The organism is Thalassospira lucentensis (assembly GCF_001613805.1).
Classification (GTDB): Bacteria; Pseudomonadota; Alphaproteobacteria; order Rhodospirillales; family Thalassospiraceae; genus Thalassospira; species Thalassospira lucentensis_A.
The window spans coordinates 25,891-44,355 of record NZ_LPVY01000001.1 but is presented as its reverse complement, the minus strand read 5'-3'; the positions used below and the strand labels follow the sequence as shown (position 1 = coordinate 44,355).

Here is an 18,465-nt window from a genome sequence, read left to right as displayed (position 1 = left end):
AAGGCGCAATGCAAAACCGTCCCGACATATCGGGGCGGTTTTTTCATGTTAACACGCCTGACAGCGCGGTCTTTTTGCCTTATGAATAAAACATTGGATCGATTCAATTGCGGGCATGACCCCAAAAGAAAATAAGCAGGAGGAATAAATGGCGTCAGTGGAAGAAGGCTGGAATGCCAATCCCGCACGTTACGACAATGCAACCTATAACCGGTCGGGCAAAAGCGGCCTGATGCTGCCGCAGATCACGCTGGGCCTTTGGCAGAATTTTGGCGGTGTTGACGTTTTTGAGACGCAGCGTGCCATGATTCGGCGCGCCTTTGATCGCGGTGTCATCCACTTCGATCTTGCCAACAACTATGGTCCGCCCCCCGGATCGGCCGAGGAAAACTTTGGCAAGGTGCTGGCAAAGGACCTTAAATCCCATCGCGACGAACTGGTGATTTCGACCAAGGCGGGTTACCGCATGTGGCCGGGGCCGTATGGCGAATGGGGTTCGCGTAAATATCTGATTTCAAGTCTGGATCAAAGCCTGTCGCGGATGGGGCTTGATTATGTTGATATCTTTTATTCGCACCGTGTTGATCCGAATACGCCGCTTGCCGAAACCATGGGGGCACTGGATCAGATCGTGCGTTCGGGCAAGGCGCTTTATGTCGGCATTTCGTCCTATTCCGCCGAAATGACCCGCAAGGCGCAGGCGATCCTGTCCGATCTGGGCACGCCCTGCGTCATTCACCAGCCATCCTATTCGATGCTGAACCGCTGGGTCGAAACCGAAGGGCTGCTTGATACTCTGTCCGAGCTTGGCATTGGCTGCATTGCGTTTTCGCCGCTTGCGCAGGGGCTTCTGACCAACAAATACCTCAACGGTGTGCCGGAAAATTCCCGTGCCGCCCTTGAAGGGTCGTTCCAGTCCGGCATGTTGTCCGAAGACAACCTGAACCGTGTGCGCGCCCTGAACGAAATCGCCAAACGCCGTGGTCAGACACTGGCACAGATGGCGATTGCATGGGTTCTGCGTCGCCCGGAAATCACATCAGCCCTGATTGGGGCGCGTCATGTCGAACAGCTTGATAACAGCCTCGATGCCCTGAAAAATCTTCAATTCAGTGCCGAAGAACTGGCTGAAATCGACAAATACGCGACCGATGGTGGCCTGAACCTGTGGCAGAAATCATCTGATTCCGAAGCCCCGGTCTGATCGCTTCAAAGCCCTTACAGCAAACCCCGGTACGTTTGTCGTGCCGGGGTTTTGTTTTTCAGTTATCAGCCATCGGCATGGTGCCCGCCAGATCGCGCAATGTATCAAGCACGGCCTTGGCCCCGGTACTGAGCGGGCGGTCCTGAAGCCAGGACAGCATCACCTTGCGCGACAATTGCGGATTGACGATCCGCCGTGCCTTGAGCCGCCCGGTCGATAGTTCCATCACCAATGAGCTTCGCGGCAAAACCGTATGCCCGAGATCACGATGGACCAGATCGACCAGAACCCGTAATGCGTCCGCTTCGACCACCGGGGTCAGGGGGCGACCGGCACGAAATGCGGCTTCCTGCATCTTGGCGCGCAGACCGTGTTTCGGGGTTGGCATGATCAATGGCAATGCCAGAACATCTTCATAGGCAATTTCGGTTTCGCCTTCGCCGACGCGCGACGGATGGGATATCAGAAACAGGTCTTCGCGCCATAATGGTTCGGCATGCAGGCTGCGCGATATCATGCCATCATGCAGGATGCCGATATCAAGACGCCCTGATAGCAATCCTTCTTGCACATCACCTGTCAGATCCTCGGCAATCGAGATGTTCAGATCGGGATAGCGTTCGCGCAATGCTTCGACCAGCGCACCGGTAATGACGATCCCGGCACTGGGCGGCACCCCGACATGAACATGGCCGGTCACCTTGCTGCGTCGGGCTGACAGGTCGGCTTCGAGGCGCGCCAGATCACCCAGAATAACCCGTGCCCGTTCGGCCAGCATCTGACCGGCTTCGGTCAGTTTGACCCCGCGCCCGGTCCGCTCCAGCAGGCGGGTATCAAGTGCTTCTTCCAGAAGGTTAAGCTGCCGGCTAAGAGCTGGCTGCGACAGGTTCAGCCGGTCGGCCGCGCGCGACAGGCTGCCAAGTTCGGCAATGTGAACAAAGCTTCGAAGCTGTTTGATGTCCATTTATCTGCAATCCAAAAGGAATATGAACCGGCGGATGTTTTGTTAGATATAGCAAATCCTGATATCTGATAACATTTAATTCGAATTGAATAATGGCTATGCGCGGCAGATAGTTAAGGTCGAGAGAGACCGGAGACAATAATGACAAAACCATCCGCGCCAGCAGATGCCAAATCCGTGGCAAAGCCATCGGGTTCGGCCCTGACCCTTGTATTGCTGTCGACTGTGGCATTCGCAATGAAGGGGCTGTTGGCGAAATACGTTTATGCCACCGGCATGACGGTGGATGGTTTGCTGCTGTTGCGTTTTCTGATCGCGATGCCGTTTTTCTGGATCGGTGTTTATCTGTTTGGCAAACACCGGCCGGGCGAACGTACGATGAAGCCGGTCGATATTCTCTGGGGCGCGCTTTATGGCGGGCTGTTCTTTGCCGCTGCCCTGTTTGATTTTACCGCCGTGTCGGTGATTGATGTCACCGTTTCGCGGATCGTGCTTTTCACATTCCCGGCCATCGTCCTGATCCTTGAATGCCTGCATAAGTGGCGGCTTCCTCCCTTGCGCCAGTTTGTCTGCTTTGCGGTTACTTATGTCGGGTTGGTACTTGTTCTCGCCCCCAACGGGATCGGTGCCGTTTCAGATCAGCTTTGGCTGGGGGCGTCGCTCGCGTTTGCATCCGCCCTGACTTACGCCTGTTACCTTTATTTCGGGCAGCGGATGATTTCGGTCATTGGGTCGATGCATTTTGCGGCTCTGGTCAATACCATGGCCGGTATATCGATGATCCTCTATGAGCTGGTTGTGACCAAGCCGTTGAACCTGAATGTTGACGGGGTTTTGTGGACGGCGGGCATTTCGATCTTTTGCACCGTGATCCCGTTCTTCCTGCTTTATGAAGGCATCCGGCGGATCGGGGCGACACAGGCTGCACTGATTTCGCTTTCGGGGCCTGCCATGACATTCTTTGCCGCGTGGTTGTTGCTGGGCGAGGTGCTGACGGCACCGCAGGCGCTTGGCTTTGCTGTGGTTATTGTCGGCGTCGCGTCGATCAAGAATGGCGTCACACTGGCTGGTCTTGGCCGGTTGCTGGCCCGGCCGTTCTTTTCGGCAACCGGTCGTGGTTCGGATGACGTCAACGCGGCAGATACCGACCGCGGCCCGGCAGCGGATGCACCGGGCAAAGGCGCCTGATCACGGCCCTTATTCGTCGCGTTGCCAGCGGCGGACTTCGGTTTGATGTTCCGGTAACCGTTCCCCGCGCCGCCACAGCAATGGGTCGATAAACTGCCCGGCCCATGCCCCGGCACGGCTTTGCCGCGCACTGTTTTCAACCGCACCATAAGACGGCATTTCATCGGTCCGTGCCACGGCCATGCCTCGCGTAATCAGGCCCTGACCGATATCCTGACCATTGGTATTGCGACAGATCGCCATATTGCGGTGATAGCGGTTCTTGCCCTGCACCTTACACGTGATCGGCCCGGCGGCGATCAGATTGGTGATGACCTGCCAGGCATCCGCGCCACAAGCGGTGGTTTGGCCATTCACGATGCATCGCTGAAACCGCTCAAGCGCGTCCGCCCCCCAAAGATCAACGCGTTTGAAACCAAACTCCAGCGTGTCGCCATCAACGGCGCGCGCCTTGCCGACCAGTTCGTCAAAATCGGGGTTGGCATGGACAGGGGCATGTAACGTTGCCCAAATCGCAACGCTCAGACAGGCTGCACGGACGAAAGGTGCGGCAGTCATATGGGCCCCTGAAATCAGTAAAGGTCGCTATATCGGATTTCGTCAAGCTGGGCGAAAACGATCTTCCATGTCTCGTCCTGTTTGAGCAGGGCAAAGGCATAATCGCAATCAAAGATCAGGTTGTTTTCCGAGTTGCCGAACCGGAAGGACACAATGGCGCGCGATCCGCCGGGCAGGGCGGAATGCTGTTCTATCAGCATCGATTTCGCCATCGCCAGATCGGCATTTTTCAATTCATCAAAAAATGACTGATTGTATTTATGCAGATCCTCGACCGAGCCGATGGCGTGCACCCCCATCAGGTCATTGATCAGGCACGGGAAGTGATAGAACGCATCAAGGGCGTCTGCTTCGAATTTAAGATGTGCATCGGCATAGCGGCGAAAAAAGCTGCCAAGGTCTTCCATAGGATACGTTTTCCTTCCGCTTTGCCCGCGCTGATCAATCGGCGATCAGATCAAGCCATCCTTGTTCATCCAAAACAGTAACACCTAATTCTTCTGCTTTCTTTAATTTGGATCCCGCACCCGGTCCTGCAACCAGAAAATCTGTTTTCGCCGAAACGGAACCGGCAACTTTGGCGCCAAGGCTTTCGGCCTTGACCTTGGCCTCGTTGCGCGAAAACAGTTCCAGCTTGCCGGTAAAGACAACCGTTTTGCCGCTAACGGGGCTGTCTGTAACCTGCGGGGCTTCGACATTTTCGATGGTCAGAACGGCCTGAAGGTCATCAAGAACATCTCGGTTATGTTCTTCGGCCATGAATTCAATCAGGTCATGGGCCACACTGGGGCCGATCTGGTCGATATTGATCAGGTCGCGCAACGCATCACTATCGGGCGTTCCGGCATCATTCATTGCCGTGCGCCATTCCGTGATCGATCCGTAATGCCGGGCCAGAAGCTTTGCGGTAGCCTGTCCTATCTGGCGGATGCCAAGTGCGTAGATAAACCGGTCCAGCGGCACCGTGCGCCGTTCATTGATGCTGGCAAACAGTTTTTCGGCCGATTTATCGCCCCAGCCTTCAAGCTTGCGAAGGGCATCACCGTGCTTTTCCTCGATCCGGAAAATATCGGCCGGTGACCGGACCCAGCCAAGGTCAAAGAACGCCTCGATATGTTTGCCACCCATGCCTTCGATGTCGAACGCATTACGCGATACAAAATGCTTAAGACGTTCGACCGCCTGCGCAGGGCAGATCAGCCCGCCGCTGCATCGCGTGACGGCTTCGCCTTCTTCGCGGATGGCGTGGCTGCCGCATTTAGGGCAGGTTTCCGGGAAGTGATAGGGCACGGCATCATCGGGGCGTTCATCGACAATAACCTCGACCACCTGCGGGATGACATCACCAGCACGCTGGATAACAACAAGGTCATTGACCTGTACACCCAGCCGTTCGATTTCATCGCGGTTATGAAGGGTCGCGTTGGACACCACAACACCGCCCACCGTCACGGGTTCAAGTCGCGCAACCGGGGTCAGTGCGCCGGTACGCCCAACCTGGATATCAATCGCCTTGACACGGGTGCGGGCCTGTTCCGCCGGGAATTTATGGGCAATCGCCCAGCGCGGTGACCGGCTGACAAAGCCAAGCCGCAACTGCAATTCGAAATCGTTGACCTTATAGACAATGCCGTCAATATCGTAATCAAGTTCGGCGCGCTGATTGCCGAGTTCCTCGTAGAAGGCCATGATCTCGTCAGTATTGTGCAAAAGCGTTGTGTGGGGGTTGGTCACAAAGCCCCAGCCTTTGATCTTGCTGATGAAATCCCAATGCGTCTGGGCAAGGCTTTCAGAAAGTTCCCCAAAGCTATAGGCAAAGAAACGAAGCGGACGTTTGGCGCTGATGGTCGGGTCAAGCTGGCGAAGTGACCCGGCGGCGGCATTACGCGGATTGGCAAATGTTTTGCCACCGGTTTGTGCCTGCGTTTCATTCAGCTTCTGGAAGGCCGAACGCGCCATATAAACCTCGCCACGGATTTCAACGACATCGGCCGGCGCATCTTCGGGCAGGGTTTTGGGGATATCGGTAATATGGGCGACATTGGCGGTGACGTCTTCGCCCTCTGTCCCGTCGCCACGCGTTGCCGCACTGACCAGTTCACGGTTTTCATAACGCAGCGACAGTGACAGACCATCGATCTTGGGTTCACCAACGATTTCGACCGGACTATGTGCTGTCAGGTTCAGGAACCGGCGAATACGGGCCAGGAAATCAACAATGTCCTCGCGCGAAAATGCGTTGGCAAGCGATAGCATCGGGCGGGCATGCTTGATTTTGGCAAAACCATCGGCCGGGGCGGCACCAACTTCTTGCGTCGGACTGTTTTTTTTGAGCGTCGGATAGCGCGCCTCAAGTTCGATCAGGCGATTGAACAGTGCATCATATTCCGCATCGGGAACCAGCGGTTCGTCATTGATATAATACGCCTCGTTAAAGCCGCGAATACGGTCGGAAATTTCGGCATGCTGCAGGCCTGCCTCGGTCCGGGTTTCGGGCATATCGGGGACAATGGACGAGGTTGACCCTTGTTCGGCGCTCATATTTCTTTTTATCCGTATTTAAGGGGCTGGAACGGGCAGGGGGATGAACCCGTGCAAACGTTCTAGCGGGGTTGGTCTAACAGGCTGTCGGCCGCAGCACGGGCTTCGGCGGTGATCGAATGACCGGCCAGCATCCGCGCGATTTCCTCGCGCCGGGCACCATCGACCAGCTCGTTCACACGGGTCACCATGCTGCCGTCATTTTCGCTTTTGGCAATATTGAAATGGGTGCGTCCACGCGCGGCGACCTGCGGGCTGTGCGTGATGACAAGGATCTGGCGTTCCTCGGCCAGCAAATGCAGGCGTTCGCCAATGGCGGCCGCCGTCGCCCCGCCAACACCGCTGTCGACTTCGTCAAACACAAGGCTCGGCACCGCGGAAACGCGTGCCAGAACCACCTTGAGTGCCAGCAGGAAGCGGGAAAGCTCGCCCCCGGATGCGATCTTGTTTAACGGTCCGGCCGGACTGCCGGGGTTGGTGGCGACCATGAACTGAATGCGGTCGATCCCGTCGATGCCCCATTCGTTTTCTTCCAGTTCGGCAATGTCGGTGACAAAGCGCGCCTTTTCCATACGAAGCGGCGGCAGTTCGGCATTGATCGCGGTATCAAGCGTTTCGGCGGTGCCTTTGCGCGCACCATGAAGCTTTTGCGCGGCATCAATAAAGGCCGCGCGGTGTTCGGCAACCGCAGCCGTCAGGCGCGACAGTTCCTTTTCACCGAATTCAAGCTGATCGATCTGGCTGCGGTATTCCTTCATCAGGCCATTCAGCCCATCGACCGGCACATTGTATTTTCGGGCCGCCGCGCGCAGCGCAAAAAGCCGTTCCTCGACATTTTCCTGCTGTCCGGTGTCGACATTCAGATCGGCAAGGGTAACCGATATCGCACGCGATGCTTCTTCAAGCTCGATCGCGGCCCGGTCCAGTGCCTCGATAATCGGTTCGAACCGGCCTTCGGCCTTTTGCAATTCGCGTTCAAGATGGCGCTGCGCACTGCGAAGCGCACTTTCAGCACCTTTGCCCCGCGAAAGTTCGCTTTCGGCATCGTTAAGGGCCGCGACAAGCTTTTCCCCATGCATCAGGAACTGGCGTTCTTCGGCAAGGCGTTCCTCCTCGCCTTCCTCGGGGCCAAGCTTTTCAAGCTCGTCAACCGCATGGCGCAGCCATTCTTCTTCTTCGCGCGCCTTGTTGATCCGGTTGGTGGCCGCGGTCAGTTCCTTTTGCGTATCGCGCCATGCACGCCATTGATCCCGAACCGCAAGGGCAAGACTACCGAGATTTCCGTGGGCATCAAGGGTCGCACGATGGGTTGTCGGGTCCAGCAAACCGTGCTGGTCAAACTGGCCCTGAATTTCGACGCAGTAATTGCCGACATCGCGCAAAAGCCCGACCGAAACCGACTGATCATTGACATAGGCGCGTGACCGCCCGTCCGAGGTGACAACACGACGCACCACGAGTTCGTCGTCTTCAACCTCGATATCCTGTTCGGCCAGAAGCCCGTAAACCGGATGACCGGCGGGCAGGGTGAAGGTTGCGGTGACGCTGCATTTATCCGTGCCATGGCGGACAAGGCCGCTATCGGCGCGCGCGCCCAATGCCAGACCCAATGAATCAAGAAGGATCGATTTCCCCGCACCGGTTTCCCCGGTAAGCACACTAAGCCCGTCGCGGAAATCAAGGTCCAGCTTGTCGATCAGAACAACATTTCGGATGCTAAGCCGTCGAAGCATTGCGGGATACTGACATTGTTAAAACAGGTGCGATGGTGCCCGTCAGGCGACGTCGCGACAAGCAGAGTGCCCAATCGCAGCGCGCCTTGCAAGCTTTGGCAGAGCGCAAAATTCACCACATCCCTATGTTCCGCAGGAAAGAGCGAAAAATGTTGAAAAACAACTGACAAGAAATCGGTGTTCTTGGTGTGTTCTCGTGCGAAAAACAGTTCGACGCGACGAGAATCAGAACCAGTCACCAAGTGCGGTAGTGGTCGAATGCCACCAGCTTTCGCTTTCGCGCGTGTTCAGGCCATCACCCACCAGAAGATCGTAAGAATCCTCATACCACGGGCTGCCGGGGAAGTTGTGGCCCAGTACCGAGGCGGTACGTTTGGCTTCGCCATCAAGACCAAGTGCCAGATAGCTTTCGGTCAGGCGGGCCAGTGCCTCGGGCACGTGGGTGGTGGTCTGGTATTTATCGAGAACCGATTTGAACCGGTTGATTGCCGCCAGATATTCGCCGCGATCCTGATAATAGCGGCCAACACTCATTTCCTTGCCGGCAAGGTGGTCAACCGTCAGGTCCTTTTTCAGTTTCGCATCGCGTGCATACTGGCTGTCGGGGAAACGGCGGATCACGTCATCAAGCGAATCCATCGCATGCTGGGTCATCTGCTGATCGCGGCCAACGTCGGAAATCTGTTCGTAATAGGACAGTGCCTTGAGGTAATAGGCGTAGGGCACATCCGGGTTGGCCGGGTGCAGCGATATGAAGCGATCGATCGCGGTGATCGCATCGTCATATTTGTTGTCCTGGTAATAGGCATAGGCCGACATCAGGGTCGCCTTGGTTGCCCAGACCGAATAGGGGTGCTGACGTTCGACTTCGTCAAATGCCTCGGCGGCTTTCTGGTATTCCTTGGCATCCAGAAGGTCCTGTGCGCCGTTGTAAAGCTCGGAAACCGGGCGTTCGACATATTCCGGTTTGTCGTCGCTGGAGCAGGCCGCAAGAAGCAGGGCCAGACCACAAGCAGCAATAACATTCTTGGCGGAAGCCTTACGAAGCACTGTGACGTTTCCTTAAGCTTTGTGACGCATTCAGGTGGAAATTCGCCGGACTATATCATGCCGGTATGGGCATAGGGCAAGTAGTTGTGTGCCCTTTGCCGGTACTTTTCTGGTGCCCTGACGAAATTGCAATTGGCACCGTGCAAACTGTGGTTGTGAAACACAATAAAAAAAGCGGCCCCGAAGGACCGCCTTTATAGATAAGACCTGTTCAAAGGATCGGCTCAAGCCGTTGCAAGAACGGGCGTTTCAACCGCATGAAGGGCAGATTTGCGCATCGGTGCAACACGCCATGCGCTTGCATCGGCAAACAGCGCCTTCAAAAGCAGGTTGTTGACATGGTGGCCGGACTTGTACGCCGTGACCTTGCCCTGCAATTGCTTGCCGGCGGTGTAAAGATCGCCAAGGGCATCAAGAATCTTGTGGCGGACGAACTCGTCATCATAACGAAGACCTTCCTCGTTCATGACTTCGTCACCCGAAAGCACGACCGCATTGTCAAGCGAACCGCCGCGTGCCAGGCCCATCGACCGCATGGCTTCGACTTCGTGAAGGAAGCCAAAAGTACGGGCGCGTGCAATATTGGCAACAAACACGCCATCATCGAATTTCACCGACATGCGCTGGTTGTTGATTGCCTTGCTGGCGAAGTCGATTTCGAAATCAACTTCAAAGCCATGACCCGGTTCGATCCGTGCGGTGCAGCCCTTATATTCGACTTCCACCGGTTTCAGGACCTCGATCACCTGACGCGGTGCGTCCTGTTCCTCGATCCCGACACAATCGATCAGGAAGTTGAACGGTGCGGAACTGCCATCCATGACCGGCACTTCGTCGGCATCGATATCGATCAGAACGTTATCGATGCGGCTACCGGCAAGGGCCGCCATCAGATGTTCAATCGTGCCGATCTTGATCCCGGCATCGCGGTCGCCAAGGCAGGTGCAAAGCTGCGTGTCGATCACGCCATCGTAACGTGCCGGAAACAGTGGCTGGCCATCCAGATCCACGCGGCGGAATACGATACCGTGATTTTCAGGTGCAGGGTGCAGGGTAATGCGGATTTTATGACCTGAATGCAGCCCGACACCGGCACAGCCGATCGATGCTTTAAGGGTGCGCTGGCGTACGATATCCTGATCGGATATGTCCGAAGACGTAAAAGCCGCGCTGAGGTCTGTAATCTTATTCACGGGAACCCCCAGAAGAGTCAGGTCAGTGAGTTATTCATCAAATGCGCTATGTCTGGCGCATCGGGGTGTTAACCCCATTTCTTAGTGTCCGACCCTACAGATACTGTGACAAGAGGACAAATCACTCTTTGTTACGCTTTGTAAGCGACTTAACATATTGAAAAATATAAAATTAATTTCGAAAAACCGGAAAAATACAATTTCGGATTACAATGTTCCGAGGGTTTCACTTGCAGGTTCCGCATTTAAAAAAAGGGGAAGGCCAAAGCCTTCCCCTTTTTCGCGCGGAGAATGTCGTCAGTTGGCCTGACGACGCAGGAAGGCAGGGATTTCCAGAAGGTCGTCAGACGCATTCGACGTCTTGACGCGGGAAGCTGGATCCGCCTTCAAGGAGTGGTTTGCGGTCTCGCCAAGCGACATTTCGGTCTGACGTGGTGCCGGAGCCTGCGGCTGCGGATGTGCCTGACGCGGTGCTGCGTGGTGAGACTGTTCCCCATGATCGTCGTGTCCACCCTTGTTTTTGCCAAACAGGGTCCGCAGGCCAAAGCGCGGCGGGGTTGCGTTCTGGGCATCTGCTGCTTCGAACACATCCGGGCTGTGGTTTTGTTCTGCATCGCTCGGACGGGCCGGACGCGGCGGAATAAAGGCCATGTCACCGTTTTCTTTCGGCTTTTCGGCCGGGGTGAAATGCTGTGCCGGACGCGAAACCGGCTTCGGCTTCAGAACAGTCTGGCCCAGTTCGATTGAACCGGTATCGGACGCCGGCTGATTGCTCAGTTCCGGCTGCTGTGCGCTGCCGGTTGCGGCAAAACGTTCGGCCGGAATTTCGTCAATCGATGCACCGCCCTGATAACCGTCATGTGCGCTGGTAACGGCGGCTTCCGGGGCGCTGGCGACGGCTGCGGCCGCACCGTGCTGGCCAAAGGACGGGGTTGCCGGTTTTGCTGCCTGCTCGACCGGTTTGACCGGGGCGACCGAAACAGTGGTCGGCTGCGGGCGACGGACTTCCTCGGCATCAATGCCCGTGGCAACCACGGAAACGCGAAGCGCGCCTTCGATGGTCGGATCGAAAGTCGAACCAAAGATGATGTTGGCTTCCGAAGCAACTTCCTCGCGAATACGGTTCGCGGCTTCGTCGACTTCGTAAAGGGCCATATCCATACCGCCGGTGATGTTGATGAGGACCGCACGTGCGCCCTTCATCGAAGCATCTTCCAGAAGCGGATTTGCAATGGCAGCCTCGGCAGCCTCAAGGGCACGTTTCTCGCCGGTGGCTTCGCCAGTACCCATCATGGCTTTGCCCATTTCGCTCATGACAGTGCGAATGTCGGCAAAGTCAAGGTTCACAAGGCCCGGAACCATCATAAGGTCGGTAATCGAACGCACGCCATTGCGCAGAACGTCATCCGCCATCTGGAAGGCATCTGCGAATGTGGTTTTTTCATTCGCGACCCGGAACAGATTCTGGTTCGGAATGATGATCAGCGTATCAACATATTGCTGAAGCTGCTCGATCCCCTGTTCGGCGGTGCGCATGCGGCGCGTGCCTTCGAAATGGAACGGTTTGGTAACGACACCAACCGTCAGAATGCCTGCTTCCTTGGCAGCACGCGCAATGACCGGGGCCGCACCGGTACCGGTACCGCCGCCCATGCCCGCGGTGATGAACACCATGTGGCTGCCTTCAAGCTGGGCCTGAATGTCTTCGATGGATTCTTCTGCGGCTGCACTGCCCGCATCGGGACGTGCACCGGCACCCAGGCCTTGGGTGATTTTACGGCCAAGCTGCATTTTGCGTGCGGCTTTGCTCTGGCTCAGGGCCTGTGAGTCCGTGTTGGCAACAACAAAATCACAACCTTCAAGTTCGGATGCGATCATGTTGTTAACAGCATTGCCACCGGCGCCACCGACGCCAATAACCGTAATCTTCGGTTTCAGGTTTTCTTCCGTTTCAGGAACGGAAAAATTGATCGTGCTCATTGTTTGCTCTTCCTCTCCGCGCTTTAGAGCTCAAGATCGGCGCAGCCTTCCCTTTGCCACGCTACGTCTCAGGTGTCCCCCGGACATTAGACCTTGGCATTCGTTTTAGCGGGCAAAGAGTTATTGCCGTGTTAATAACAATGGAAGATTTCGAAAAATTATCGCGTTTTTTGCGTTAAATAATTTTCGTGTCGCGCAAAAGGCGCATCGCGAACCGTCCGGTTTCGGATAACGGCCGCGAAAATATCCCGGTTTCAGAAGTTTTCCTTGAACCACGCGCCAAGCCGGCCCCAGCGCCCGCCCGACTGGCGGATCTGGTTCATGGCTTCGCTCAGCGGGTCGTTCTGCTGCTGCAGGGCGCGCAACAACAAACCTGCACAGGCCGAAAATGCCGGCCCCGCAGTGGCTTCGGCAAGGCCCGATACACCGTGTGGGGTGGCAATGGTTGCGGGACGTTCAAACATCTGGCTTGCCAGATCGGCAATCGCGTTAAGCTGGCTGGCGCCGCCCGTCAGAACGATGGAACGGCCACCGATCTGCGACAGGCCATGTTCGTCAAGCTGATCACGGATCAACTCAAACGTTTCTTCGAGCCTAGGCTTGATGATGTTGATCAGCATCGAGCGCGGTACATGATTGACGTTGTTTTCGTCTTCGTCGCCGATCACGGGCACCGCCAGGATTTCCTGATCATCAGATGGCGATGTCAGCGCGCTGCCATGCAGTGTTTTCATGCGTTCGGCATGATTAAGCGATGTATTCAAACCATAGGCGATATCGCGTGTCACATGCGCCCCGCCAACCGGCACCGTCGCGGTATAGATCACCTGACCACCGTGGAAGACGGCAACGCTTGTGGTGCCAGCCCCCATATCAATGACAGTCGCGCCAAGGTCGCGTTGATCGGCAGTCAAAGCCGACAGGCCCGATGCCAGCGGGGTGACCACCGTTTCCTCGATCCCGAGATGGCAGCGCCCCAGAAGGGTTTCCAGATTGCGAAGCGGGGCGGTCTGGGTGCGGACAAAATGCAGATCAAGCCCGACCACGGACCCGTACATGCCACGCGGATCGCGAAGCCCCGTCGCGGCATCCACCCGGAAGCCCAGCGGTACGGTATGGATCAGCTCGTCGCCTGCCTGGCGCAGGACGGCTTCTTTCTGATCGTTCAGTTTGCGGATTTCAAGATTGCCGATCGGGCGTGAGCCCAGCGGTAATTCGACCGTGTGGGTTTCGGATTCAGGGCTGCCGCCCGACAGATTGACGATGACGGAATCAATCGTGTGGCCTGCCATTTTCTCGGCCGCATTCACCGCCGCAAGGACAACTTCCTGTGCAGCATCAAGATTGGCAATTGATCCGCTTTGCAGCCCCTTGGACATGTTATGTCCGATGCCGATGACTTTCGGGGCTTCGCCCTTTTCACGTCGGGCAATAAAGCAACAGACCTTGGACGTGCCGATGTCCAAGGCCGCGATCAAGCCTGATCTGGTTTTGCTGCGTGCCAATTGAATGCTCTGAACTTTTTAATAAATTGATCTGTCTTTTCCTGACGGACCTTACGCCGGTTTTCGCCCATAAGCTGTTGCAAATTGGTTAAGGCAGGGTGGAGTCTTCTGCATTCTTGTTTTTGGCAGCCTATCGGGGGCTGTTTTGCGATGCAAAAACATGCGCCGATCAACCACAGGTTTTCTGCCTGCTGACGGCTTTGCTGTACTGCAACGTTACAGGAGCCGCTTGACTCCCAACTGTAACGTTGCAGTAATCAACTGCCGAATTAAAAAACCAACAGGGAGGAAACAGCATGTTTCTTGGCAAAATGACACGTGCCGGGATCGGTATGATCGCGGCACTCGGGCTTTCGACCAGCATCGCATCGGCGCAGGAAAGTGTGGAAGTCCTGCATTGGTGGACGTCGGGCGGCGAGGCAAAGGCGCTTCAGGTTCTTAAAAAGGACCTCGAAGATCAGGGTGTTTCATGGAATGACATGCCCGTCGCTGGCGGTGGCGGCGAGCAGGCGATGACCGTCCTGCGTGCCCGTGTCACATCGGGGAACGCCCCGACCGCCGTGCAGATGCTGGGCTTTGATATCAAGGACTGGGCGGGCGAAGGTGTTCTGGCCAATCTTGATGAACTGGCCGCCGAGGAAGGCTGGGAAGATGTTGTTCCCGAGGCCCTTAAAGGGTTTTCGAAATATGACGGTCACTGGATCGCAGCCCCGGTCAACGTCCATTCAACCAACTGGGTCTGGGCCAACAAGGCGATTTTTGATGAGCTTGGCCTGAAGCAACCGACCAACTGGGATGAACTGATCGCAGCACTCGATAAAATCAAGGAAGCCGGTTACACCGCGGTCGCGCATGGCGGGCAGGCATGGCAGGATGCCACCATCTTTGATGCGGTTGTCATGGCAACCGGGGGGCCGGATTTCTATCAGGCATCCATGATCGATACCGATCCGGATGCACTGGGTTCGGATACGATGAAAACCGTGTTTGACCGGATGGCGAAACTGCGGACCTATGTCGATGACAATTTCTCGGGCCGCGACTGGAACCTTGCGACCGCGATGGTGATCAACAAGGAAGCCGGTGTGCAGTTCATGGGTGACTGGGCCAAGGGCGAGTTTCTTAATGCGGGCAAAGTTCCTGATACCGATTTCCTGTGTTTCCGTTTCCCCGGGACCCAGGATGCGGTGACGTTCAACTCCGACCAGTTCGTCATGTTTCAGGTTGGCGAGGATCGCCGGGATGCGCAGTTGAAACTGGCTTCTGCCGTGATGTCGCCAAGCTTCCAGTCGGCATTTAACGTGGTTAAGGGTTCCGTCCCGGCCCGCACCGATGTGCCCAATGACGATTTTGATGCGTGTGGCAAAAAAGGCATGGCCGAGCTGGCAGCCGCCAATGAAAAAGGCACGCTGTTCGGGTCGATGGCGCATGGCCATTCGGTTCCGGCCGGGGTCAAAAACGCGATGTATGACGTGATTACCGCGCATTTTAACGGCGAATATGACAGTGCAACCGCTGTCGAGGAGCTGGTTAACGCGGTTGAGTCCGCCCAATAAGACCGGAATGAAACCGGCGGCCGGATAACATTCCGGCCGTCGGATAAAGTGCGGAGAATCACCCATGCAACCATCCTTGCCCGGCAAGGCACAGGCAACCCTGCGGGAGGTTCTGCCCCGTCTGGTGCTGAGCCCCAGCCTGTTTCTGATCCTTTTATTCGTTTACGGATTTATTGCTTACACCGGTTATCTGTCGCTGACCGACAGCCGGATGCTGCCGTCCTATGAACTGGAAGGGCTTGGCAATTATGCCAATCTGTGGGGGCAGCGGAACTGGCTGATTGCCCTGCAAAACCTTGCGATTTTCGGCATTCTTTATATCGCGATCTGTACGGTTCTGGGATTGCTTCTGGCGATCCTGCTGGATCAGAAAATTCGCGGCGAAGGCATTTTGCGTCCGATCTATCTGTATCCGATGGCACTGTCCTTCATCGTCACCGGCACGGCATGGAAATGGTTTCTTGATCCGGGGCTTGGTCTTGAAAACACCATGCATCTCTGGGGATGGGAAAGCTTTACCTTCAACTGGATCAAGGATCGCGACATGGCGATCTATACCGTGGTGATTGCCGCAGTCTGGCAATCGTCGGGCTTTGTCATGGCGATGTTTCTGGCGGGTTTGCGCGGGATCGACAGTGAAATCCTCAAAGCCGCCCAGATGGATGGTGCGAGCCGCTGGAGCCTTTATACCCGTATCGTCATTCCGCAATTGCGCCCGGTGTTCCTGTCGGCCTTTGTGGTTCTGGCCCATCTGGCGATCAAGGCCTATGACCTTGTCATTGCACTGACCAATGGCGGGCCGGGGCGGGCAACCGAACTGCCCGCGACGTTTATGTATTCCTATACCTTCACGCGAAACCAGATGGGGGTTGGCGCATCGTCGGCGGTGATCATGCTGGCGATGATTGCCTCGATCATTGTGCCCTATCTTTATTCCGAACTTCGGGAGCGCCGCTAATGTCGCGTTCAACACAATCCTCCTTTGGCACCGGAAAGCTACTGCGCGCGGCCCTTTATGCGGTCCTGATCCTGTTTGCGGTTTATTACCTGCTGCCGCTGTTTGTCATGCTGGTCAATTCGGTCAAGACGCTTGATGAAATCCGGGGCGGCAACATGATGTCGTTTCCCGAGATGTTCACCTTCGAGCCGTGGCTGACCGCGTGGTCCAAAGCTCAGATCGGGGTCGAGCCGACCGGATTAAGCCCGTATTTCATCAACAGCATCATGATGGTGGTGCCCGCCGTGGCGATTTCGACAGCCCTTGGGGCGCTGAATGGGTATGTCCTGACCAAATGGCGGTTTCCGGGCGACAAGATCATTTTTGGTCTGATGCTGTTTGCCTGCTTCATCCCGTTTCAGATTGTGCTGATCCCGATGGCGCGTGTGCTGGGCATGATTGGTCTGGCGGGCACGACCGGCGGGTTGGTTCTGGTGCATGTGGTTTACGGGCTTGGCTTTACCACGCTGTTTTTCCGCAATTATTACGCGGCATTCCCGGACGAGCTGATCAAGGCGGCAAAGATGGACGGGGCCGGGTTCTGGCGGACCTTCACCCGTATTCTTCTGCCGAGTTCGGGTCCGATCATTGTGGTGACCGTGATCTGGCAATTTACCAATATCTGGAATGATTTCCTGTTCGGGGCGTCATTTGCCGATTTTGATTCAATGCCGATGACGGTTGCGCTGAACAATCTCGTTTCGTCCTCGACCGGGGTCAAGGAATACAATGTGCACTTTGCCGGTGCGGTTCTTGCCGCCCTTCCGACACTGATCGTTTACATCGTTTCCGGGCGCTATTTCGTGCGCGGATTGATGGCCGGTGCGGTCAAGGGTTAGCTCATAAAAAGACTTACAGGGAAGTTATCATGTCCTTTCTGCAAATCGACAAGGTGTGCAAAAGTTTTGGCCCGATCAATGTGCTGCGTGACATTACGCTGGATGTTGAAGAAGGTGGTTTTCTGGTGCTTGTCGGGCCGTCGGGCTGTGGCAAATCGACCTTGCTCAATACCATTGCGGGGCTGGAAAAGCTGACAACCGGGGAAATCCGTATTGCGGGGAATGTCATCGATGATCTGCCGCCGTCTGAGCGCAATATCGCGATGGTGTTTCAAAGCTATGCGCTTTATCCCAACATGAATGTCGGGCAGAACATCGCATTCGGCCTGGAAATGCGGGGCATGCCAAAGGATGAACGCGATGCCAAGGTCGCCGAGGTCGCCAAGACGCTTCAGATAGAACATCTTCTGGATCGCAAGCCCGGCCAGCTTTCGGGCGGGCAGCGCCAGCGCGTTGCGATGGGCCGCGCACTTGTGCGAAATCCGCAGCTTTTCCTGTTTGATGAACCGCTATCAAACCTTGATGCCAAGCTGCGCGTGGATATGCGCACCGAAATCAAACGCATGCATCAGACATTCGGCACAACGATTGTCTATGTCACCCATGACCAGATCGAAGCCATGACGCTCGGCACGCGGATCGCGGTCCTGAAGGACGGTATTGTCCAGCAATATGGCACCCCGGCGGAGATTTATAACGATCCGGCCAACCTGTTTGTCGCCGATTTCATGGGATCGCCCGCGATGAACCTGATCCCGGCGACAGTGCGGGGCAATGCGGTTGAAATGGCACGGGTGGGCGAAGAGCCGCTTGTGCTTGAATTCCAGCACCTGCCTGCGGATGTCCGGGCGCGGGACGGGCAGGAGGTCATTGTAGGCATCCGGCCCGAGGCGATTACCGATGCCGATAACCGGGCACTGGTGCGCGATGGGCAGCAGGCGGTCAGTGCGTCGTGCAGGATTGATGTGGTTGAACCGGCCGGGGCGGATATTTTTGCCATCACGTCGCTAGGTGGCAAGGAGGTGGTGACCCGCCTGCATCAGGACTGGAACGGGCAGGCCAACAACCATGCCGAACTGGTGTTCAACCTTGAAAAAGTTGTGTTTTTTGACCCTGAAAGCGGCGTAAGACTGCGCTAGAAATACCCCACGGAGGCT

Annotated in this window: 15 protein-coding genes; 6 read left to right on the top strand and 9 right to left on the bottom strand. The window is 56.1% G+C overall.

The window, feature by feature from the left end; translation table 11 throughout:
- The first annotated feature begins 148 nt into the window (after nucleotides 1–148).
- The gene (gene mgrA, locus AUP42_RS00195; RefSeq protein ID WP_062947753.1) at nucleotides 149–1,204 is read left to right on the top strand and encodes an L-glyceraldehyde 3-phosphate reductase; all 1,056 of its coding nucleotides are present in this window, start codon (nucleotides 149–151) and stop codon (nucleotides 1,202–1,204) included.
- A gap of 58 nt (nucleotides 1,205–1,262) precedes the next feature.
- Here mgrA and AUP42_RS00190 read toward each other — a convergent pair whose 3' ends face one another.
- Nucleotides 1,263–2,168 (bottom strand): LysR family transcriptional regulator, encoded by a 906-nt coding sequence (locus tag AUP42_RS00190; RefSeq protein ID WP_037992114.1) that lies wholly within the window; start codon nucleotides 2,166–2,168, stop codon nucleotides 1,263–1,265.
- A 141-nt stretch (nucleotides 2,169–2,309) separates the two neighbouring features.
- Here AUP42_RS00190 and AUP42_RS00185 point away from each other — a divergent pair, with 141 nt between their 5' ends.
- The gene (locus tag AUP42_RS00185; RefSeq protein ID WP_062947751.1) at nucleotides 2,310–3,356 is read left to right on the top strand and encodes a DMT family transporter; all 1,047 of its coding nucleotides are present in this window, start codon (nucleotides 2,310–2,312) and stop codon (nucleotides 3,354–3,356) included.
- A 9-nt stretch (nucleotides 3,357–3,365) separates the two neighbouring features.
- Here the strand turns inward: AUP42_RS00185 and AUP42_RS00180 are convergent, their stop codons facing one another.
- From AUP42_RS00180 to ftsA, 8 genes are all read right to left on the bottom strand, one after another.
- Nucleotides 3,366–3,914, bottom strand: a complete 549-nt coding sequence (locus AUP42_RS00180) for a thermonuclease family protein (RefSeq protein WP_062947749.1) — start codon at nucleotides 3,912–3,914, stop codon at nucleotides 3,366–3,368.
- A gap of 14 nt (nucleotides 3,915–3,928) precedes the next feature.
- Complete coding sequence (locus AUP42_RS00175) at nucleotides 3,929–4,321, bottom strand: hypothetical protein (protein ID WP_062947747.1); 393 nt, start codon at nucleotides 4,319–4,321, stop codon at nucleotides 3,929–3,931.
- A 34-nt stretch (nucleotides 4,322–4,355) separates the two neighbouring features.
- Nucleotides 4,356–6,425, bottom strand: a complete 2,070-nt coding sequence (ligA, locus tag AUP42_RS00170) for an NAD-dependent DNA ligase LigA (RefSeq protein WP_419865687.1) — start codon at nucleotides 6,423–6,425, stop codon at nucleotides 4,356–4,358.
- A 92-nt stretch (nucleotides 6,426–6,517) separates the two neighbouring features.
- Nucleotides 6,518–8,188, bottom strand: a complete 1,671-nt coding sequence (gene recN, locus AUP42_RS00165) for a DNA repair protein RecN (protein WP_062947743.1) — start codon at nucleotides 8,186–8,188, stop codon at nucleotides 6,518–6,520.
- A 225-nt stretch (nucleotides 8,189–8,413) separates the two neighbouring features.
- Nucleotides 8,414–9,238 (bottom strand): outer membrane protein assembly factor BamD, encoded by an 825-nt coding sequence (locus tag AUP42_RS00160; protein WP_062947741.1) that lies wholly within the window; start codon nucleotides 9,236–9,238, stop codon nucleotides 8,414–8,416.
- Between the two features lie 224 nt (nucleotides 9,239–9,462).
- Nucleotides 9,463–10,431, bottom strand: a complete 969-nt coding sequence (lpxC, locus tag AUP42_RS00155; RefSeq protein WP_082824613.1) for a UDP-3-O-acyl-N-acetylglucosamine deacetylase — start codon at nucleotides 10,429–10,431, stop codon at nucleotides 9,463–9,465.
- 297 nt (nucleotides 10,432–10,728) lie between these two features.
- Nucleotides 10,729–12,411 (bottom strand): cell division protein FtsZ, encoded by a 1,683-nt coding sequence (gene ftsZ / locus AUP42_RS00150; protein WP_062947739.1) that lies wholly within the window; start codon nucleotides 12,409–12,411, stop codon nucleotides 10,729–10,731.
- 254 nt (nucleotides 12,412–12,665) lie between these two features.
- Nucleotides 12,666–13,916: a cell division protein FtsA gene (ftsA, locus tag AUP42_RS00145; RefSeq protein WP_062947737.1), complete on the bottom strand. Its 1,251-nt coding sequence runs from the start codon at nucleotides 13,914–13,916 to the stop codon at nucleotides 12,666–12,668.
- Between the two features lie 296 nt (nucleotides 13,917–14,212).
- Here ftsA and AUP42_RS00140 point away from each other — a divergent pair, with 296 nt between their 5' ends.
- The 4 genes from AUP42_RS00140 to AUP42_RS00125 all read left to right on the top strand — a co-directional run bounded on the left by AUP42_RS00140 (nucleotide 14,213) and on the right by AUP42_RS00125 (nucleotide 18,447).
- On the top strand, nucleotides 14,213–15,472 hold the full coding sequence (locus tag AUP42_RS00140; RefSeq protein WP_114111400.1) for an ABC transporter substrate-binding protein: 1,260 nt from the start codon (nucleotides 14,213–14,215) through the stop codon (nucleotides 15,470–15,472).
- Between the two features lie 64 nt (nucleotides 15,473–15,536).
- Nucleotides 15,537–16,430, top strand: coding sequence for a carbohydrate ABC transporter permease (locus AUP42_RS00135; protein ID WP_062947736.1), 894 nt, complete (start codon nucleotides 15,537–15,539; stop codon nucleotides 16,428–16,430).
- A complete protein-coding gene (locus AUP42_RS00130; protein ID WP_062947734.1) occupies nucleotides 16,430–17,308 on the top strand; it encodes a carbohydrate ABC transporter permease in 879 nt (292 codons plus the stop codon). Before AUP42_RS00135 ends, AUP42_RS00130 begins: the two co-directional genes overlap by 1 nt.
- Before the next feature lie 29 nt (nucleotides 17,309–17,337).
- Entirely contained in the window at nucleotides 17,338–18,447 is a 1,110-nt protein-coding gene (locus tag AUP42_RS00125; protein ID WP_062947732.1) for an ABC transporter ATP-binding protein, read from the top strand.
- The last annotated feature ends 18 nt before the right edge of the window (nucleotides 18,448–18,465 follow it).